The sequence below is a fragment of the Halomicrobium sp. HArcht3-1 genome, assembly GCF_058933345.1.
Genome location: NZ_JBZYDM010000018.1, coordinates 1 through 19,849, shown reverse-complemented (window position 1 = coordinate 19,849; position 19,849 = coordinate 1). Strand labels below are relative to the sequence as shown.

General features: G+C 64.2%; 21 protein-coding genes. 6 read left to right on the top strand and 15 right to left on the bottom strand.

The window, feature by feature from the left end; genetic code table 11:
- Positions 1-12 precede the first annotated feature (12 nt).
- A complete protein-coding gene (locus tag AC5FRW_RS18970) occupies positions 13-1,029 on the bottom strand; it encodes a glycosyltransferase family 2 protein (RefSeq protein WP_493570033.1) in 1,017 nt (338 codons plus the stop codon).
- A 352-nt stretch (positions 1,030-1,381) separates the two neighbouring features.
- On the opposite strand from AC5FRW_RS18970, the gene AC5FRW_RS18965 reads away from it, so the two are divergent.
- Positions 1,382-1,933 carry an HTH domain-containing protein gene (locus tag AC5FRW_RS18965; protein WP_493570032.1) on the top strand — a complete coding sequence of 184 codons (552 nt, stop codon included), beginning with the start codon at positions 1,382-1,384 and terminating at the stop codon, positions 1,931-1,933.
- A 155-nt stretch (positions 1,934-2,088) separates the two neighbouring features.
- Positions 2,089-3,885: a glutamine--fructose-6-phosphate transaminase (isomerizing) gene (gene glmS, locus AC5FRW_RS18960; protein ID WP_493570031.1), complete on the top strand. Its 1,797-nt coding sequence runs from the start codon at positions 2,089-2,091 to the stop codon at positions 3,883-3,885.
- A 17-nt stretch (positions 3,886-3,902) separates the two neighbouring features.
- Here the strand turns inward: glmS and AC5FRW_RS18955 are convergent, their stop codons facing one another.
- From AC5FRW_RS18955 to AC5FRW_RS18915, 9 genes are all read right to left on the bottom strand, one after another.
- Positions 3,903-4,163: a hypothetical protein gene (locus AC5FRW_RS18955; protein ID WP_493570030.1), complete on the bottom strand. Its 261-nt coding sequence runs from the start codon at positions 4,161-4,163 to the stop codon at positions 3,903-3,905.
- A 217-nt stretch (positions 4,164-4,380) separates the two neighbouring features.
- Entirely contained in the window at positions 4,381-5,364 is a 984-nt protein-coding gene (locus AC5FRW_RS18950) for a glycosyltransferase family 2 protein (RefSeq protein WP_493570029.1), read from the bottom strand.
- 66 nt (positions 5,365-5,430) lie between these two features.
- Positions 5,431-6,381 carry an NAD-dependent epimerase/dehydratase family protein gene (locus AC5FRW_RS18945; protein WP_493570028.1) on the bottom strand — a complete coding sequence of 317 codons (951 nt, stop codon included), beginning with the start codon at positions 6,379-6,381 and terminating at the stop codon, positions 5,431-5,433.
- A gap of 72 nt (positions 6,382-6,453) precedes the next feature.
- Positions 6,454-7,386, bottom strand: a complete 933-nt coding sequence (locus tag AC5FRW_RS18940; protein WP_493570027.1) for a polysaccharide deacetylase family protein — start codon at positions 7,384-7,386, stop codon at positions 6,454-6,456.
- A gap of 82 nt (positions 7,387-7,468) precedes the next feature.
- On the bottom strand, positions 7,469-8,452 hold the full coding sequence (locus AC5FRW_RS18935; protein WP_493570026.1) for a Gfo/Idh/MocA family oxidoreductase: 984 nt from the start codon (positions 8,450-8,452) through the stop codon (positions 7,469-7,471).
- Positions 8,445-9,557, bottom strand: a complete 1,113-nt coding sequence (locus AC5FRW_RS18930) for a DegT/DnrJ/EryC1/StrS family aminotransferase (protein ID WP_493570025.1) — start codon at positions 9,555-9,557, stop codon at positions 8,445-8,447. Before AC5FRW_RS18930 ends, AC5FRW_RS18935 begins: the two co-directional genes overlap by 8 nt.
- On the bottom strand, positions 9,554-10,135 hold the full coding sequence (locus tag AC5FRW_RS18925; protein ID WP_493570024.1) for an acyltransferase: 582 nt from the start codon (positions 10,133-10,135) through the stop codon (positions 9,554-9,556). Before AC5FRW_RS18925 ends, AC5FRW_RS18930 begins: the two co-directional genes overlap by 4 nt.
- 204 nt (positions 10,136-10,339) lie before the next feature.
- Positions 10,340-10,756: a DUF7344 domain-containing protein gene (locus AC5FRW_RS18920; RefSeq protein ID WP_493570023.1), complete on the bottom strand. Its 417-nt coding sequence runs from the start codon at positions 10,754-10,756 to the stop codon at positions 10,340-10,342.
- A gap of 96 nt (positions 10,757-10,852) precedes the next feature.
- The gene (locus AC5FRW_RS18915) at positions 10,853-11,419 is read right to left on the bottom strand and encodes a metal-dependent hydrolase (protein WP_493570022.1); all 567 of its coding nucleotides are present in this window, start codon (positions 11,417-11,419) and stop codon (positions 10,853-10,855) included.
- A gap of 362 nt (positions 11,420-11,781) precedes the next feature.
- On the opposite strand from AC5FRW_RS18915, the gene AC5FRW_RS18910 reads away from it, so the two are divergent.
- Entirely contained in the window at positions 11,782-12,060 is a 279-nt protein-coding gene (locus tag AC5FRW_RS18910) for a winged helix-turn-helix domain-containing protein (RefSeq protein ID WP_493570021.1), read from the top strand.
- A 518-nt stretch (positions 12,061-12,578) separates the two neighbouring features.
- Here the strand turns inward: AC5FRW_RS18910 and AC5FRW_RS18905 are convergent.
- Entirely contained in the window at positions 12,579-13,088 is a 510-nt protein-coding gene (locus AC5FRW_RS18905) for a DUF7344 domain-containing protein (protein ID WP_493570020.1), read from the bottom strand.
- A gap of 407 nt (positions 13,089-13,495) precedes the next feature.
- Here AC5FRW_RS18905 and AC5FRW_RS18900 point away from each other — a divergent pair, with 407 nt between their 5' ends.
- A complete protein-coding gene (locus AC5FRW_RS18900) occupies positions 13,496-14,863 on the top strand; it encodes a nucleotide sugar dehydrogenase (RefSeq protein WP_493570019.1) in 1,368 nt (455 codons plus the stop codon).
- 447 nt (positions 14,864-15,310) lie between these two features.
- Positions 15,311-15,931 carry a DUF7344 domain-containing protein gene (locus tag AC5FRW_RS18895; protein ID WP_493570018.1) on the top strand — a complete coding sequence of 207 codons (621 nt, stop codon included), beginning with the start codon at positions 15,311-15,313 and terminating at the stop codon, positions 15,929-15,931.
- 125 nt (positions 15,932-16,056) lie between these two features.
- On the opposite strand, the gene AC5FRW_RS18890 is transcribed toward AC5FRW_RS18895, so the two are convergent.
- The 3 genes from AC5FRW_RS18890 to AC5FRW_RS18880 all read right to left on the bottom strand — a co-directional run bounded on the left by AC5FRW_RS18890 (position 16,057) and on the right by AC5FRW_RS18880 (position 17,558).
- Entirely contained in the window at positions 16,057-16,236 is a 180-nt protein-coding gene (locus AC5FRW_RS18890) for a DUF7511 domain-containing protein (RefSeq protein WP_493570017.1), read from the bottom strand.
- An 81-nt stretch (positions 16,237-16,317) separates the two neighbouring features.
- Complete coding sequence (locus AC5FRW_RS18885) at positions 16,318-17,064, bottom strand: TrmB family transcriptional regulator (protein ID WP_493570016.1); 747 nt, start codon at positions 17,062-17,064, stop codon at positions 16,318-16,320.
- A gap of 194 nt (positions 17,065-17,258) precedes the next feature.
- Positions 17,259-17,558 (bottom strand): HalOD1 output domain-containing protein, encoded by a 300-nt coding sequence (locus AC5FRW_RS18880; RefSeq protein ID WP_493570015.1) that lies wholly within the window; start codon positions 17,556-17,558, stop codon positions 17,259-17,261.
- 515 nt (positions 17,559-18,073) lie between these two features.
- Here AC5FRW_RS18880 and AC5FRW_RS18875 point away from each other — a divergent pair.
- Positions 18,074-19,243, top strand: coding sequence for an alpha-D-ribose 1-methylphosphonate 5-triphosphate diphosphatase (locus AC5FRW_RS18875; RefSeq protein ID WP_493570014.1), 1,170 nt, complete (start codon positions 18,074-18,076; stop codon positions 19,241-19,243).
- Positions 19,244-19,274: 31 nt separating this feature from the next.
- Here the strand turns inward: AC5FRW_RS18875 and AC5FRW_RS18870 are convergent, their stop codons facing one another.
- Positions 19,275-19,604, bottom strand: a complete 330-nt coding sequence (locus AC5FRW_RS18870; protein WP_493570013.1) for a DUF7344 domain-containing protein — start codon at positions 19,602-19,604, stop codon at positions 19,275-19,277.
- Positions 19,605-19,849: the final 245 nt, after the last annotated feature.

The window sequence follows — 19,849 nt, the reverse complement described above, 5'->3', positions numbered from 1 at the left end:
GCCGGGGACTGCTCATCGAGCACCTCCAGTGTCTACCCGAGAGCGGCGGGGGACACGCTGGATCAGTTCGACATCGTCGACGGGATACTGCTCGGCCGGCGGGTGTGATCCGACGAATCCCACGAGCGCGCCCGCAACGACGGGGAGGAACGAGATGCTCTTGCGGACGAGCCAGCCTTTCCCCCTCGTCGCGAGCGAGAGGACCAGCAGCGCGACGGTCGCGACACACCAGCAAAGCAGTCCCGTCAGTCCGGCCGCTACCGTCGCGACCGGGGCCAGGGCCAGCCAGCCACCGAGAGTGGCGTAGAGCCGGGAGTAGTGGGCCGTTCGTGCGAGCATCGCTGGCGAACGAAGCCACTTCCGAAGCACCTGTCCACGTCCGAAGTAGTAGCCCGACGCCCACCGTCGGCGCACTTCCGCGACGCCGTCGCCGAACGGATGTGCGGCGGCGACCGACGGTAGACGGACGAGTCGGGCGTCGGACTCGGCAAAGCGAAATCCGAGTTCGATGTCTTCGAGCGCGCGCAAGAACGGATCGAAGCCACCGACGGCCGACAGCGCGGCCCGGTCGTAGAGCGCGACGCCGCGAAGTGCGTCCACATCGACCGGCTCCGTGGCATCGCTTTCGTTGAGATGTCCGTCGACACCGGCGACACTCGGATCGCGGTCGAGAACCGTCGTCGCGGCGTCGAGCCACGGTGCTTCGAGTAGCATATCACCGTCGACGAACAGGATTCGGTCGCCACTCGTCACCTGCATTCCGACGTACCGACCCCCACCGGGCGTCCGCTCGACCGAGGGTGGGAGTCGATAGATATCGACGGGATACTCCCGGGCGATATCGACGGTTTCGTCGGTCGATCTGGAGTCGACGAGGACGATTTCGTGATCGTATCCCCGACAGCACTCGACGAGGGCGTCGAGGCAGGCATCGATCCGGTCGGCCTCGTTGTACGTGACGACGACGACGGACAGTGCGCGTGTTTGCTCCCGATCGCGCCACCCCGAACGCCGTACTCGATCGCTCACCAGCCGATCACCATTGGTCGTCTCGAAGGCACCGCTGGTCGACCCATAGTTATGGTCGCACTACCGGTCTCCGGCCCGTGTGAGAGGTGGATGCCAGCCTGCTGTCGAAACGTGTATCGACCCCATCCACACTGAGAGAACTCCCGTTAGAGACGGGAGTAAGGGTAACGAACCGAAGCGGGAATCCTCGACAGGGAACGTGTGAGGAGCGACTGGCCGATGGCCGCGAGAGTCACGAACCGGCGAGGAAATGCACACCTATCGTTCACAGCGGCTGACTATCAGATCGTGATTTCGGTGAACGGACGCACCCCATTATTACTGCAGCTACGGAGGGGCTATCTACGACACGATGACAGAGAGTTCATACACAGCGTGGTGGCGAGACCACCGGGATCGGGTCGAAGCGAGCGACGACGTTCGAGTGGACGTGTTCGTTCGCTCACTGGGGGCACCGACAGCGTCCCAGTCGACACAGGCGGCCGTCCTCGAGCGACTGGACACACTCGAGGAGATGGACCGCATCGACCGATTCACCGTGCAGGTCTGGGGAGAGCGACTCTACCCCGACGAACGATGCGCACAGTCCGCAGTCGGGCGTTTTCTCCGCAACAAGGTCAGTGAGTTCGAGCGCTGGGCAGATTCGATGGCGGGCGTCGAACTCACGTTCGAATCGAAAGTATGTGACCCGTTCGTCGCCGAGAAGGAGTTTCACTGTATCGTCCTGCCGCGGATCTGTCTGGCGACCTACGTGGACGGTGAACTCGATGGCGTCGTTCCGTGCAGATTCGGTGACGAGGACGTGGCGGTCCGGGATTACCTGACCGCTCTGAGCGAACTCACGAACGACCCGGTTGGTGCCCAGAAACAGGAGGGGGCAACGGCCGCGCCACGGGGTATGTAGGCAGTCTCGAACCGCACGGCTGACCGAGCGACGAGTGGCAAACGTCGCATAACAAAGGTGTGAGCGGGGAACCCGGCGAGTATGCGAGCAAGGTCTCCGCGAGAACGCGCTACGGAAAACGAGCCGACGACACTGTCCGACGAGGCGGATCGCTGATGTGTGGAATCACCGCCTGTGTCGGTCAGGAACGAACGGTTTCGACACTGCTCTCGGGGCTGGACAATCTCGAATACCGCGGCTACGACTCGGCTGGGATCGCCGTTCCAAGCAATGGGTCCCTCGATGTCGTCAAACGGTCGGGCGAGGTCGCCGACCTCGTCGAGTCGGTCGGGCGGCGACGGCCGAGCGGGTCGGTCGGGATCGGGCACACCCGGTGGAGCACGCACGGCCCACCGACCGACGAGAACGCCCACCCCCACACCGACTGCACCGAGACGGTCGCTATCGTCCACAACGGCATCATCGAGAACTACGCGAGCCTTCGGGACCGCCTTCGAGCCGCCGGCCACGAGCTACAGAGCGAGACCGACACCGAAGTGATCCCGCATCTCGTCGAGGAACGCCGGGCAGACGGGATGACACCCGCAGCAGCGCTTCAGGCCGTCCTCGACGATATCGAAGGGAGCTACGCTATCGCTATGGTCGTCGCCGGGAGTGACGTGGTGTACGCCGCGCGCAACGGCTCGCCGCTCGTGATCGGACTGGGCGAGGAAGCGAACTATCTCGCCAGTGACGTGCCCGCCTTCATCGAACACACGGATTCGGTCGTCTACCTCGAAGACGGAGACATCGCCGAGATCGGTCCCGACGAGTACCACGTCACCGACTGGGACGGCCGGCGGCGAGATCGACCGGTCAGGACCGTCGGCTGGACGGCCGAGGACGCCGAGAAAGGGCGACACGACCACTACATGCACAAAGAGATACACGAACAGCCGCGTGCGTTGACCCAGACGCTACAGGGACGACTCGACGATGGCGGCGTCACCATCGCGGACGTGCCTGCCGGGACGTTCGCGGACGTCGAGCGCGTCCAGTTCGTCGCCTGTGGGACCTCCTATCACGCAGCACTGTACGGGACCCACCTTCTCAGGGCACGGTCCGTCCCAGCCAGCGCGACGCTCGCGAGCGAGTTCGTCACCGGACCACCGCCCGCGACCGACGGGACGCTCGTCGTCGGGGTCACCCAGAGCGGCGAGACGGCCGACACGCTCGAAGCCCTGCGCGAAGCACAGTCTCGGGGCCAGCAGACGCTGGCGGTGACCAACACCGTCGGCTCGACGGCCGCCCGCGAGTGTGACGACGCGCTCTTTATCAGGGCTGGCCCGGAGATCGGCGTCGCCGCCACCAAGACGTTCTCCTCGCAGATCGCGACGCTCGGACTACTGGCCGAGCGGCTGAGAACGGAGACAGCGTCCGACGACGAAGCGTTCACGACGGCGCTCGCGGCCTTGCCGGACGCCGTCGAGTCGGTCGTCGACGCCGATGATGCCCGGTCGGTCGCACGACAGTGCCGTGACAGCGACGCCTACTTCTTCGTCGGCCGTGGCACCGGCTATCCGGTCGCTCTCGAAGGGGCGTTGAAGCTCAAAGAGATCTCCTACGAACACGCGGAGGGGTTCGCGGCCGGCGAACTCAAACACGGACCGCTGGCGCTGGTCACCGACAGCACGCCGGTGTTCGCGATCGACACGGGTCGCAACACCGAGAAGCTCGCCAGCAACGCCGAGGAGGTCAAATCTCGCGGCGGACCGGTCGTGGCGGTCGGACCGACCGACTCGCCGATCGTCGATCTGGCCGACGCCGTCCTGCCGGTCCCGGACACCCACCCGGCACTGACCGGCGTCCTCGCCAACGTTCAGCTCCAGCTCCTCGCCTACCACGTGGCCGCGGCGCTCGACCGACCGATCGACAAGCCGCGCAACCTCGCCAAGAGCGTCACCGTCGAGTAACGTCGAACGGCGACCGGCTACAGTTTCGTCCCGAGATCACAGCAGGCCTCGGGTTCGGCGACGATGAACGCCTCGTCTTTCAGCATCGACTCTTCGATCGGCAGGAACACCTGCTTGTCGTCACAGGAGTTCGGGACGACCTCCCAGTTGACCAGTTCGTAGTCCAGATCACTGTGGAGATCGGGATCGACCGGCCGATCCGCCCACTCGGTGCCGTCGAGCGTTTGCTCGTCGGCCGGGAGGGGTTCGCTGTCCGTATCGTTCGTTTCGCGGGTCATCGTCCAGCCCTCCAGCGATGGCGGGCGACCGCATCGCCCCCAGTGCGTCGGGCCGGAACAGGGTGTGTCGGCGACATCAACAATCGGTAATTCATACATACCACAAAAACGGTTCCGTCGACCTACCGCGAATTGCGTACCAGTCGGTGACGGGGTTGTTGCCAGTTCCGACGAGTGAAAGTAGGATTCAGTTACCGGCAAATAGCCGGTGTAGGCCTTAGTTATCGACGGTCGTCGCGCGGTCGGCGTTCAACGAACGGTCGAGTGCAACGGCACCGAGAAACACGATCACGGCGAGCAGAAAACTCCCGGACGACGCGGTGAGTAAGGCCATCTTACCGGTCACGATACCGCCGAGAACGCCAAGCACCGATGCGAGGGCGGCCGCGACAGCGCCGGCGTACGTGACCGGGACGGCGTAGCTCACCGCACCGAAGTAGTGCCGGAGCCGCCAGCCGAAGTTCCGAGCCAGCATCCACGAGACGCGCGGGACGTACGATTTGAGGTCGATGTGGCTCGTCTCGTCGCCGTACTCGGCGGGCATCGGCACGTCCGCGACGCGACAGTCGGCGACGTTGAGCTTGACGAGCAAGTCGTTGCAGTAGCCGTAAAACTCGTACATCCCCTCGACGCCACTGCGTTCGAGGGCGGACGCAGAGATCGCAGTGTAGCCGTTCTGCGGGTCACCGATCGCCCAGTAGCCCGACGCGAGGCGGGTCAGGGAGGACAGCAAGAAGTTACCGAACTGTCTGAACCGCGGCATCGAGGCGCGGTCGACCGAGGAAAGCAGTCGGTTCCCCTTGGCGTAGGCAGCCGTTCCCTCCGCGACCGGGTCGACGATGTCGGGGAGCAGGTCGGGATCCATCTGGCCGTCACCACCCATCACGGCGACGATGTCGGCGTCGTCCTCGATGGCGGCCAGATAGCCTGTCTTGATCGCACCACCGACGCCTCTGTTTTCCTCGTGGCGGATCGGAACGATCGATCGAGCCGCCGCACCACCGTCGGTCAGCGCCCGCGAGCGCGACCGGTCGCGGTCCGGTACGTGCTCCTGAATGACCGACCACGTATCGTCCGTCGAACAGTCGTCGACGACGTAGGCGCGGTCGACGCAGTCGGGGAGCGTCTCGATGACTTCGCCAACGTGGTCTTCCTCGTTGTAGGCCGGTACGACGACGCTGAGAGAGTGTCCCTTGAACATGTCTCCAGTCCCTGAAAGCGAACTGTACGAGGCAGTACCCCGCAGTGTGGGTTTGTTATAGAGCTTCTACGACGAACGCGAGAGTCGCACAGGATCGTCCGTCTGAAGGAGCCGACGGAGTCCCGACTCCAGCGTGGTCGTGGGTTCGTATCCGAGGTGCTCGCGAGCGCGGGCGAGGTCGGCCTCGCTGTGGTCGATGTCGCCGGCCCGTCCCTCGGTGTGTGTGATGACGGACTCGGCGTCGGCGGCCTCGCGAATCAGCTCTGCCAGTTCACGGATCGAGACTGACTGGCCGGTCCCGACGTTGTACGACTGGCCGACGGCGTCGGTCGTCGCGGCGAGGATGTTGGCCCTGACCACGTCGTCGACGTGGACGAAGTCCCGGGTCTGGGTGCCGTCACCGTGGACCGTGATCGGCTTCCCGGCCCGGGCCTGCTCGACGAAGGTGTCGACGACGGCACTGTAGGGGTTCGGCCCGGTACGAGGCCCGTAGACGTTGAAGTACCGGAGTGGGACGATCGGGAGGTCGTAGCGATCGGCGAAGACGCGGGCGTAGTGATCGACGGCGAGTTTGTCGACGCCGTAGGGCGAGGTCGGTTCGAGTGGGGCGTCCTCGGTAATCGGCGTCGATTCGGGGTGGCCGTAGACGGCCGCACTGGAGGCGAGGACGACGCGTGTGTCGTACCGTCGAGCGTAGTCGAGCAACTGGACGGTCGCGCCGGTGTTGACGTGGTTGCTGCGTGGTGGTGCGTCGAGTGAGGCTTCGACGCCGACGACGCCGGCCTGATGGAAGACCACGTCGGCGTCTCTGACACCCTGTTTGAGTTTGCGCTGATCGCGGACATCGCCGTGGACGAAGGTCGCCTCGTCGGGGACACGGCCGCGCTGGCCGGTCGAGAGGTCGTCGAGGACGGTCACGTCGTTGTTCGGCGCGAGTCGTCGCGTCAGCTGGCCGCCGACGAACCCCGCTCCACCGGTCACGAACAACTGCTTACCACTGAGTGCTACATCCGACATGGACGTGTCATCCGCTGGTGTCGGGTTTGTTATACTGCACCTACAGAATGCTGGCCGACGAGGGCAGCGACACTAATCCGACGGCCGTGTCGTCGGTGACGGAGTCGATCCCTGCTCGTCGTGGACGCGCCGTGCAACCTCGCCCATGGTCTCGATGCGGACCTGCTCCCGACGGCTGTCGAGATACTCGAAGATCGCCCGCATGCGAGCGATCTCCGGCCGGCCGACGAGATTGTTGGGATGGAGCCACATGTGGAAGACACCATCACAGCGGGCTGCCGCGTCGATCCCGCGGCGAGCGTGTGCGACGATCGGATCGTCGAACAGCGTCGTCACGAGTCGTCGCGGTCGTCCCTCGAACGAGAACAGGTACAGCGACGCCGGCACGTCGACCAGCCCATGCTCGTCGACCGCTGGCGTGACGAGCAACGGATCGGGCGTGCCGACCGTGGCGGCGGTGAGCTTGCCGATCGAGGACTGTTCGCCGGGTGCAGCCCCCCGGTAGCACTGGAAGCCGTACTCGGCCAGCACGTCGCGGTGGCCGACGCTGTTGCGCGGGAAGACGAACGACTGCAACGAGAGGTCCGTGCTCTGTGTCGCGGCCAGACAGGCCTCGATCTCGGCGCGTGCGGTGTCGGCCGTCGTCCCGTCTCTACCGAAGAGGACGTGCGAGAACGTGTGACACCCGATCTCGTGGCCGACCGGGTCGCTCGCCACGTCTGCAACGAGGTTGGGACCGTATCGGAGACTGGGGCGATCGGCCCACGCGTCGCGCTCGCAACGAAACCAGTCCGGCCCGCGTGGGTGGTCGACGTGGCGGCCGTCGCAGTCTCGCAGGAGGAGGTGGCCGACGACCGCCCAGGTCGCCGGGATGTCGTACTCGGAACAGAGTCCGGCCAGTCGCTTCCAGCCGACGCGGGCCGCTTCGAGTCGGTCGGCCGGCGGGTCCAGATCGTGGAATCCCCAGCCCAGTTCCGCGTCGACGGAGATCACGACGGAGCCCATACGTCCACCCCAGCGTATCGCAGTCCTCGCATGCCCGAACCGTCACTGTAGCCAGACATTGTTATGTGACCGGTACTGTCGGTTAGCGACGGTGTGGCGGCGTCGTCTCGGGGTCGACGGACACCTGTTCGTCCACGTCACAGACGAGGTCGAGCGCTCGAAGGCCGTCCCGGCCCGAGACGACTGGCTCGCTCCCGGTGACGACCGCCTCGACGAACGAGTCGAGTTCGTGGACGAGTGGCTCCCCGTTGGCGACGGTCGGCTGTTCGATGACGCTCTCGTGACGGTAGCGCACGTCGCCGTCGTTCTCGACGTATGCCGGGACCGAGTGGCGGTGGATCCGAACGTCCTGATCGGCGTAATCGACGGTGATCCGTGCCTCGTGGGTCGTCACGGAGAGCTGTCTGACTTTCTGCTGGGTGACGCGACTGGCACAGAACTGGCCGATCGTGTCGTCGTCGAAGGAGACCTGTGCGGTGACGTGCTGACCGCCACAGGTGCCCGCCGCCGAGACGGACGCGACCTCGCTGTCGAGCAACGAGAGGGCCACGTCGAGGTCGTGAACCATCAGGTCCTGGGCGACACTATCGGTAGTGTCCCGGTCGACCGGCGGGCCGAGCCGCTGGGCCTCGATGGCGATCACCTCGTGATCCGCGAGGACGTCCTGTAGCGTCCGGATCGCGGGATTGAACCGCTCGATGTGGCCCACCTGCAAGACGAGATCCCGTGACGCGGCCAGTTCGACGAGTGCCTCGCCCGCTGCTGGCTCCTTCACGAAGGGCTTCTCGACGAGGACGTGGACGCCAGCGTGCAGCGCCTGTTCGGTCAGGTCGCGGTGATACCGCGTCGGGACGGCGATAGTGACCGCGTCGGCCTGTTCGAGCAGATCGTCGGTGTCTAACACCGTCGTGTCGTAGTCGTCCGCGACCTCGCTGGCGGTCTCCTCGTCAGCGTCTGCGACGCCGACCAGCGAGACGGCGCGGTTCTGTGCGTACACTCGTGCGTGGTGGCGTCCCATCGACCCGACGCCGATGACGCCCGTCTTGAGACTCCCGTTTTCACTCATCGTAGATCGTGTTGATCGCAGTCGCGACTGCTTCGACCGATTCGGTGTCGAGCGACGGATGGACCGGCAGCGAGAGGACCTCGTCGCTCAGTTCCTCGGCGACCGGATACTGGTCGTCGACACCGTCGTAGGCGGGCTGTTCGTGGATCGGCGTCGGATAGTAGACGCCGCTGTCGATCCCGGCACGCGAGAGGGTCGCTGCCAGCGCGTCGCGGTCGGGCACTCGGATCGTGTACTGGTGATATGAATGGCGCTTGTACGCCGCCTCGGTCGGGGTCGAGACTGGATCGGCGTCGATGCCGTCGGTGAGGATCCGAGCGTGCTCGCGGCGTGCCTCGACGAACTCGGGCAGCCGTTCGAGCTGTGTGCGACCGATCGCCGCCGCGAGATCCGTCATACGGAAGTTGTGACCGACGAGCTGATGGGTCGATCCGTCGTCGGGGGCACGACCGTGGTTGATGAAGGACCGGAGTCGGCGGGCCACGTCGTCGCGGTCGGTGACGACCATCCCGCCCTCGCCGGTCGTCATGTTCTTGGTCGGATAGAAGGAGAAGCAGCCGGCATCGCTCAGCGACCCGACCGGCTCGCCGCGGTAGGTCGCGCCGTGGGCCTGCGCGGCGTCCTCGATCAGGGTGGCGTCGTAGCGCTCGGCGAGTTCCCGGAATCGATCCATCGCTGCCGGCAGCCCGTAGAGGTGGACCGGCATGATGGCGTCGATGTCGCCGTCGAGCGCGTCGATCCGGCGCTGTGCGGCGTCGGGATCGAGATTGAACGTGCGTGGGTCCACGTCGGCAAAGACCGGCGTCGCGCCGACCAGCCGGATGGCGTTGGCCGTCGCGACGAAGGACAGCGGCGTCGTCAGGACACGGTCTCCCTCGCCGATGTTCAGGGCCGCGAGAGCAGCGTGCAGCGCGGTGGTCCCGTTGCTGGTGGCGACCGCGTGCTCGGTCCCACAGTAATCGGCGAAGGCGTCCTCGAAGGCTGAGACCTCGCTGCCCGCCGCGAGCTGGCCGCTTTCGAGGACTGCACGGACGCGGCGGAACTCCGGCTCTTCGATCACTGGTGCGGCGAGGGAGACGTCCTCGACGCTGGTCTGTGGGATCATGCGATCTGGTTCCCCCGCTGGAGTGGCTCCGGGAGCTGCTCGTGGTGACCCGCACCGACGACGAGCGTCTCCGGTGGTACGTCGTTGGTCACGACCGCACCGGCCGCGACGAACGAGCCTTCACCGATAGTGACCCCGGGCAACACCGTCGCGTTGGCACCGATCGAGACGTGATCCTCGACGGTGGCACCGTCGAGTTCACTCGCCGGTCGGATCGGATAGTTGTCGTTCGTGATCACGGCGTGTGGCCCGAGGAAGACTTCGTCACCGAGCGTCGTCTCGGGCGGGACGTACGCGCCCGTCTGGAGACTCACGTGAGAGCCGATCGTCGCCTCGCCGTCGACGATGGCGTTCGTCCCGACGAGTACGTCATCACCCATCACCGTCCCGGACCGAACGACGGCATTGTGTCCGGTCGTGAAGTCGTCACCGACGACGACATCGGCGTAGATGATCGTTCCCGACCGGACCGTGGCGTTCTGTCCGAGCGTCGCGACCGTGTCGTCGCTGCCGGCAGAACGACCGACGACGGCCTCCGGTGCTACGTAACTGCCATCACCGATTCTCGCATTTGTCATAGTATCCACACTGGAGAGCAGTGTTCGTCCGGGGACTCACCGACTGAACCCTTTGTTATGGAGCGCCTTTCGGTGATTGCGGCTCCGTTGTCAAGTGACTACCAGTCCGGCCCAGTTCCGTGCCTACCGCGCATCGGTTAGCGAGTCGCGTGGACCGATTGTGACGGGCATCGGAGAAAGAGAGGAGGATCGACCGCGATGTCGCTACTCGCTGGACTGCTGGAGGAATGCAAAGCGCAGGTACGGCAGGGCGGCGGCCGTCTCGTCGGTCTCGGCGATCCGCTGGCGGCGTTCGTCGAACTCGATCAGACCAGTGTCTTCGAGTTTCGGGAGCGATGCGTGGAGCAGTCGCGAGTCGATCTGACCACGATACTCGCGTTCGGAAAGTCCGTCGGGCGAGTCGGTCTGTTCGATGATGTACTCGACGAGTTCGTGGGCGTAGATCGGCTCGTCCGCCTGTAACAGATACGTCAGGACGTACCTGTTGGCGGGACGGGCCAGCACGTCGAAGAGGTCGTCGACGCTGACAGCGGTGTCCCGCATCGACGCCGACGCGCCATCGTCGTCGAAATCGACATCGAAGGTTCCCGCTGATAGTGTGTCGTCGTGCTCGAATACCATGTCAGACACTCCCTCCCGAGCGTCCTTGTGGGTTGTTTCGATCTGGACACCGCCTCGAACCGCTATTGTGGCGAGGCACGCAGCAGATGAATCCCATTACTCGCCCCCCGGCAACAGCGGATGACCGTCCCAGAGCCAGGCCAGCACTGCCCCACCGATCAAGAGCAGTTCGAGGACCACGTAGAGCCGTCCGGTCGGTGTCCCGAGGAGGTCGAGAAACTGGACGAACAGTCCCCAGACGTGCCCGGTGATCGAGACCGGCGCGGACGCCGGGGTCTCCACCAGCGGCCACAGCAGGAACGACAGGCGTGGCTCCCCGCCCAGTGCCATCGGGTAGACGATGTCCCCGGGCAGGTGCGCGAGATAGCCGACTGCGAAGGCCCATCCGGCACGGTTCGCGCCCGCACGTCGCGAGAGAACGACAGCGGCCACCGACACGGGCACGGCAAAGAGAAGCGAATGGGCCAGCGAGATGCCGGAGGGAAGCACCGACGTTCCCCAGCCCAGCGGCTTGTCGATCAGGTCCGGAAACTGCGTGCCGAGTACGAGCGCCGTCGCTTCCGTCCCCGTTGGCCTGTCGCCACCCAGCACCCGGTTCGCCAGCGAGTACAGGAGATAGCCGCTGGCGAGATGCTCCCACGGCCACATCAGGCAGCGACACACACCTCCCCGGGGGTGGCCTGTAAGGAGCGAACGGTGCGACGACCGACGAGGACGCGACAGACGGTGACACTGGTGAAACTCACACCGCATGATCGGAAACGGAGTGGTATTGTTATGAAGGTCATATGGGGCAGTGCTGTATGGGCGACCGACCACTGGATATGGAGTGCTTGTGGAGAGTCGGTGGACGAGCGGGCGCGAGAAAGACCCGCTTACTGAGCGCGAACGATATTAACCACCAACTGTCTTTATGTCCAACTCGACTCGCTTATACCGACAGTGATACTCTACAGTGTACTCCGACCCGAGGGCAGCCCCGCTTCGTCTCACAGGGCGCATGCGAGACACGAGGAGGGAGCGCGATGACTGACCCCGACTGGGACGACGTGAGCTTCGTCATCAGCTCCCGCTACAGAGTGGCGGCCATGCGCCGCCTCGACGAGGGACCGTCAACACCGTCGAACATCGCCGACGACGCGAGTGTCGGTCTCGCGCATGTCTCTCGCGCGCTTCAGGAGCTACGTGACAACGGACTGGTCGACCTGCTCGTCTCGGACGACCGCAAGAAAGGACGCGTCTACGGTCTCACCGAGGAGGGCGACCGCGTCTGGAAGACGATCGAAGCCGAGAACATGGTGTAGTCGACCCTGCGAGCGTGCCGACCAGCGGTCGCACTCGTCCGACAGCGTGGCTAACGGAGATACGACGGCGGTACCGGTGGTCACGGGCACCGCCCGAATCGTTCGACGCGTGGTGAGCGGGCGCCACCGGCGGGGAGGACCGATCAATTCGCCAATAAAAACAGCACAGTTGCTTCGTAAAAACTGGTAACGATGAGCTTCTCGCTGCCGTCGTGAGCTACGGACTCAATTACTATACCACCGTAGCTCCCAGACACTGCCGATGGTGGAGCACATCTCGGAGCGCGAAATGGAACGGATCGCAGAGTTCGCAGAGACACCTGTTTACGAACGGACACCGGAACAGTTGATGCCGGACGCCGGCAACGACGACTGACGACCCCCTCATTCTCATACCGTATTCGATCACCGACGAGCCGCCCGGCTCGTCAGTCGCGGTCACGGCTCTCAGTGAGAACTGTCGGGATCACGTCGCAGCCTGACCGTAGCGTGAGAACACCGGTGTGAGGTCGACGATTTCAGGCACGTCGCTGCCACTGGATCAGGAACTGGGCCGCCGCCAGAACGACGAAGACGAGAACGAGCAACTGTCCCAGAACCGCCGCGGAGAGCGCCTGAATCAGATCGAACGAGATCGCGAGAAAGAGGAGTCCGCCAACGATCGCCACCAGGAGATAGTAGCGATGCCACGTCAGTGATTGCTCTGGATTCTGGAGGTACGGTTCGATCGAGCTGGCCTTGGACGTGAGCTGGACCTCCCCCGAATCAGTGTCGTGCTCGACGATACCGACGTCGACTAGCTTTGGCACGTGCGTCTGGTACAGCGAGACGTAGACGCGTTTACGATCCTGTGAGGACAGCGCCTCGACCGTCGTATTGTTCTCGCGTGCGGCGACGATCTCGGCCAACGTCGTGAGTTCGATCGGCGTCTCCTCCTCGCGCAGGATCGCGATCGTCTCCCGCCGCCGGGCGCTGCTAAGTACGTCGAACACCGTGTCTTGTGAGAGTTCTTCGTTGTTGCTGAACATCGAACGATCTCAGTTGGTCCCAGTGGGAGCGTCCGGCATATACAACCGATACAGCACATATGACCCCCGCCCATAGTTTAGTAACAGTGAGATTACTCCGATGTACACGGTGTCAGCCCCACGTTACGGGGGCGTTCAAATCGCTTACCGGCAGGTACGTGGTGACCCGACTGCACCCAGTTCAGTCCAGTGACTGCCGAGAAGAGAGACCGTCACACACGCACTAAATCGCTCGACTCGGGGATCACGACGACCGTTGTGAGAGACTGCGCGAGGTTGTCTCGATGATCGCTCTAACACCACATTACCGCCAGAAATGCTGTTCGTAACAATGCCACTCTCGGCGGACTGCCCATCCAGATGGTTACGACAGTCACGAACCAGACGAGCGAATGGGGAGAGAGCCGATGAGCGGAACGATCGACCACCTCTACGAGAGCGACGCGTCGGCCGACGAGCAACGTGGGGCCTTCGCCGACGGATCGGTGCCGGTCGCGGTCTACGGACTCGGAAAGATGGGGCTGCCACTGGCTGTGACCTTTGCAGCCAGATCGCGCAACGTCGTCGGCGTCGACCTCGACCCCGCCGTCGTCGACGCCGTCAACGATGGTCGCTCACCTGTCGAGGGCGAACCGGGACTCGACGACGCCGTCGCGGCGACTGTCGCGGACGGCGCGTTCAGTGCGACGACCGACGGCACGCAGGCCGCCCGGGACGCCGCAATCCACGTCGTGATCGTGCCGACGCTGCTCGACGACGACGACCGACCGGACCTCTCGGCCATCGAGTCGGTCCTCGACGACATCGCCGCGGGTCTCGCACCCGGCGATACGGTGTTCCTCGAATCGACCTTACCGCCACGCACGTGCGTCGATATCGTCCGGCCCCACCTCGTCGCGGAGAGTGGTCTCGACGCCGACGCGTTCGGTCTCGCCTTCTGTCCCGAACGGACCGCAAGCGGCCGCGCGCTCGAAGACATCACCGGAAGCTATCCGAAGATCGTCGGCGGGATCGACGAGGAGAGCACGCGCGTGGCCGAACTCGTCTACGGCCAGCTCACGAGCAACGACGTGATTCCCGTCAGTGATCCCACGACCGCCGAGTGTGTGAAGCTATTCGAAGGGCTGTACCGTGATGTCAACATCGCGCTGGCGAACGAACTGGGACGACTGGCCGACGAGCTATCGATCGACGTGCGCGAGGCGATCGAAGCGGCCAACACCCAGCCCTTCTGTGAGATCCACGACCCCGGCGCGGGCGTCGGCGGCCACTGTATCCCCTACTATCCACACTTCGTCATCCAGCGCTGTGAGACCGAGACGCCGCTGCTGGAGACGGCACGAGCAGTCAACGAACGGATGGAGGAGTTCACCGTCAGGAAGACGATCGAAGAACTCGAACGCACGGGCGTTCCCATCGACGAGGCGACCGTCGCAGTCCTCGGCGTGACCTATCGCCCGGGTATCGACGAGACGCGCGCGTCGCCCGCGTGGACGATCACGTCCTCGCTGTCGGCCGCGGGTGCCGAGGTCTACACCATCGACCCGGTGTGTAGCGACCTCGAAGCGTTCGCCGGTCGTCCCGCGACGCTGTCGGACCTCCCATCGATCGATCCCGACGGACTGGTGCTCGTGACCGCCCACGACGCGTTCGCGGACATCCCCTGGCGGCGACTCACCGATCCGACGGTGATCGACGGGCGCGACGCGCTGGACGTTGGATCGATCGACGGACAGGTCTACACCATCGGTAGCGGCCCGGTGACATCTGATTGAGACGACCGACGGTCGACCGGTGGACCCACACCTGCCGGGTCGACAAGTGTCCTCCGCGACGGTATGTCGGGCAGTCCGGGACGTGATCGAACGAACACGTATCCGTTCAGCATAGATTTCTCGGGTCGTAAGCCGAGCGGTCCAGAGCGCCAGAGAGGGGCGCTCGAACTATTTCACGCCCCAGTAACAACCACCTGCAAACGATAATAGTCGTCCTGAGTGAAGGTACAATAACGCTAACATTCAGGACGTAAGTTAAGTATAGGAAACAATTAAAACCCTGCCGCTGGTGGAAGCATATGTCCACCTGCTCCGATGGTTCCATCTCCCATGGGTGGTGCCAACGGACCACCGGTATGGGGTCACCAGGAAACACAGCCAGACACAAGCCGGTAATGGACGATCAACCGAGGTCAACTATGAATCAGCAAACACTGGGAGACTACTATGAGTGCAACGCGCGATGAGTCAACACAGACGACGGAGGGTGGTTCCGTCGCAGGAACGGACGAGACGACAGGGTCAACCCAGACAGAGGGGGAAGACGTCACCGAAGAACCGGCAGCGCTGCCGGTAGATCGAGTGTTCGAACTGCTGAAAAATCAACGGCGACGAGAAGTCCTTCGCTACCTCGAGACAGCGTCGGAATCGACGGTGTCACTGAGCGACCTCGCCGAACACATCGCTGCGATCGAGAACGACACGACGGTGCAAGCGATCTCTTCGAGCGAGCGCAAGCGGGTCTACGTCGGTCTGTATCAGTGTCACCTCCCCAAGATGGACGACATGAACGTCGTCGAGTTCGACCAGAACCGCGGAACGATCAGTCTGGGTCCCAACGCCGACCAGCTCGAAGAGTTCCTCGACATCGAGGACGACGGCGAACGACCCTGGTCGCGGTACTACGCCGGACTGGCAGCCGGTGGGGTCGGTCTCTACGGCCTCGCACTGGTGCTCCCGGTTCTCAGTGTCGGGATGGTCGTTCCGGTCATCGTTCTGGCGTTCACACTCTGTGCGGTCGCCAACGAGTACGCCCAACGGGACGCTGACGACAGCACCGACGTGTAACACTCGCGACGACGATTCCTTTTTCGAAGACGACACTGTCGAAGCAGTCGCTCAGCGACAGTCGGCGACAGAGAAACGTTACGGAGATCGAGGAGAAAGCCTCGCGCTTCAGCGCGGGGAGGATCTCAACGCATCAGCGCCAGCGCCACGTACGAATCGTCGTGGGCCGTAATCCAGGCAGTCGTACGTTCCGGTTCGGGCAGGTCGGACCGAAAGATCGTACACTGGTTCGGTCGCGTGTCGTAGCGCTCGACGATTGCCCTGTACTCCGCCCCTTCCATCATCCGGTCGGTCCCAGTCGGCATTGCTCTGTTGGGGCAAGCGTGAGGAGGGGTTTGGTTATTCTCTGCCTTCGCTCAGTAATCAGCGGTTCGTGACCCCCCGACTCACTCGCCGAGACCGAGCAGCGCCTCGATGAGGACGAGCAGATTGTTCGGCTCGTCCGCGCTCCAGAGTGCCAGCGGCTCGTCAACGTCGAGCGTCAGGAGCGAGTCCTCGCCGTCGGCGATGACGACCGTCGACACCGGAACTGTCGGGTCCCACGTTCGTGGCTCGTGATCGACGGCGGCTGTCGCCACGGCCAGTTCGTCTTCGATCTGTGAGGGAACGCCGGCCGTCGTCAGGGTGACGTTCCGGTCGGCGGCGGCGACGAGAGCTGTGGCGATAGGATCGGAGAGCGCAGCCGATGTCGTCGCGAAGAACAGCGTCTCCTCGGCATCGTCGATGAACCGTTCGATGCGGTCTTCGATCGCCGTCTGCTCTGTCAACAACCAGAGATTGTCACGCTGGATCGTCGATTGGCCCCCGCTGATCGTTTCGAGGTTCGCGATGACATCGTCGATCCGGTCCGTGTACGTCGTACTGAGGACGAGGACGGCACGCTCGATCGAGACCGCCCGGAATCGACGTGGGGTCGACGATTCGACGGTCACCAGACCGAACTCCGAGAGTTCCGCTCCGGCGTCGTAGACCCGCGTGCGAGGAACGTCCGCGTGTTCACTGATCTCCTTTGCGGTCCCGCTTTCGAGTGTCAGTAATGCGACGAACGTCCGAGACGCGTAGGCACTGAGACCGAGGGCTTCGAGTTGCTCGATCGCTCGTTGTCGTGCGTCGTCGTTAGTGTTCGATGTCATCCTGCTCACCACCATGTCCCGAGCGGATACGACGAGATGTTCCCCGCGTGAAAGATAGCCTGTAACGGCCATCGGACCCCGTCGTGTACGGAACGGAGGTACCCGGCGGTTGCGTAAGTACTCTTCGTGATTTTGCGAGTGACAGACCCGCCTACGCCCCGATAGCGCCGAAAACGGCCGCGAGGGAAGCGTCGTCACACCGGTTCGGAAATCGTGAGGCGACCGTGACTGAACAGTGTCACGTCGAATCCTTCGTACTCGAAGGAGAGGTGGGCCGGTGTTCGGGTCTCGTCCTCGGTCTGGTCGAAGATCGCGTCGAGTGCGTCGGGGTCGATGACTTCGCCCAGTGGCGTCAGTTCCGTCGGATCGGTCTCCGAGATACTCGAAACGGTGTAGACGATCACTTCGCTGGCCGAACGGGTACGCTCGTCACCGAACTCGACGATGTGACGGTCGTACTCCTCGTCGTATTCGATCGGTACGTCGGACCTCATCGGGGTGAACCCACCACCAACGAGCGACGGCATGGAAGTCTGGTCGGGCGTTCCCACATCTGTTCTCTGAGTCTCCTAGTTCCATCCGCCGGTGGGAGTGTTAAAATTGCATCCATTTTCGCTCGCGGGCCGAACGCTCCGGCGGACCGGCTGATTGCACCACTGCATGGGGACCGGTGGCCCCGAGTCTGTTGCACCTTCGTCTCGGATGCGGTGGGCGGTACCCGCGCGCTCATCCTAGCAGAAGGTGGCGACGAAAAGATGTAACTCTTGTGGGAAAGTGGTCTCTTGGCACCATACTGACGGCTCACGGAATCGGCGACGAGATGGCTCAGATCCGGCTATCCTGTCATACGGGCGGTCGTCGATCGTTCCCAGATCGGCCCCGTTCCGGTCGGCTGCTCGCCCGCTGATGGTAGTCGCTGCATAACAATCCAGTGTTCGTTCCCCAGTGGCGGTATGATTCGGCCCGGACCACACGAGCAAGGACTGAGTTTCTCGCGGGAGGCGCATCGATGAGTCGCGACGACCGGACGGTCCTCGCAGGCGGACACATCGTCACGCCGTCGAAGACGGTCGAGGGAGGCACGCTCGTGATCGAGGGACAGCGCATCGCGGCCATCGAACAGGAGACGGACCAGTCGGCCGACGTGGACACGAGTGGTCGGCTCGTACTGCCGGGATTCGTCGACCTCCACGGCGACGACATCGAGCGGCACCTGTTTCCCCGGGCCGACGACCGCGTGCCCGTCCGGCGAGCCATACAGATCTGCGATCAGGCCAACGTCGCGGCCGGCGTGACGACGAAGTGTCACGCACTCGCGTTCGAGAACGCACCCGACGACAACAGATCGCTGGCGCTCTCGAAGACGGTCGCCGAGACGGTCGCGGACTTCGATGCCAGCGACCGGGCGCTGACCGACCACGGGCTGCACCTTCGCTGTGAGCTCACCAGTCCCGAGTCGATCGGTGCGGTCTGTGATCGGCTCGACGAGGACGCGGTCGCTCTCGTCTCGCTCGTGACCCACGTTCCCGGAGAAGGCCAGTTCGATTCGGCCGAAGCGTACGCGTCGCGCTACGCGGACGGCGGTTCGGTGTCCGACGAGCGCGCGATGGAGCTGGTCCGGCAGCGTCGTGCCGTCCCGGCGCGGACCCTGCAGGCACGTGCGACCAGAGTCATCGAGCAGGCGTCCGAACACGGGGTTCCCGTCGCGGCCCACGACAGTGCCGACCCCGAAACGATCGAGCGACGGAGCGAAGCGGGCGTCGACATCTGTGAGTTCCCGGTGAATCTGGCTGCGGCCCGCACCGCGAGCGCCGCCGGACTGACGACGGCGATGGGCGCGCCGAACCTCGTGCGAGGCGAGAGTATCTGGGACAATCTCTCGACCCAGCGAGCGATCCGGTCGGGCACGGTCGACGTGCTGTGTAGCGACTTCAGACCACACGCGCTCCTCAAGAGTGTCTTCGTCGAAACTGGCGAACCACTGGCCGATCGGGTCAGACGGGTCAGCGCCGCGCCGGCGTCCGCGATCGGACTCGACGACCGGGGCCGGCTGGAACCGGGTGCTCGTGGCGACGTGCTGGTCGTCGATCCCACGCCCGAGCCACGCGTCGAGCGTGCGTTCGTCGACGGTCGAACGGTCTATCGGGCACAGCCCGGAGCGGAGCGACACGACGGCTGATTCTGTCGGCTGTGTGGACACGCGCGTTCGGTCACCCGTCGAGAAGTGACAGGACCGATTCGACCGTCTCGTGGCCCAGATAGTCGACGACGTGATCGTCCGTGTCGTACTGGACGACGCCAGCGCTGTCGAGCGCGGGGAGGTGAGAATGGTGTAGTTGCTGGCGGATTCGATCCGGTTGCTGGAGGGACACCCCGTCACAGTTCGACAGTGTCTCGGCGAGGGAGTCCAGTGACGCCTGCGGATCGGTCTGTAACGTTCGCAGTGCCGCCCGTCTCGTCTCCGAGGCGAGCAGCCGCATGAGTGTGTCGTCTGCCAGTTGTCCCGCTGGATCGCACGGGTCCGTTCCAGTATCGTCCATCGTCTACGGATGGCCGGGGGATACAGAATGTTATGCCCCATCTTCGATCCACACAGATGCGTTTACACACGTTCAGCCGTTCCTACGCCGAGTAGCCACCCCGGTCCCGGCCGGCGGTCCGGGGTACGAATCGACTAACAATACCACTGGCCCGATACCGGGTAGTTGGGGAGCGATCCCCACACAGTGGCTGTCTCCGTCCCCCGACTCGTCGCCACTTGCCCACCCCCCACCCCCACCCCCCA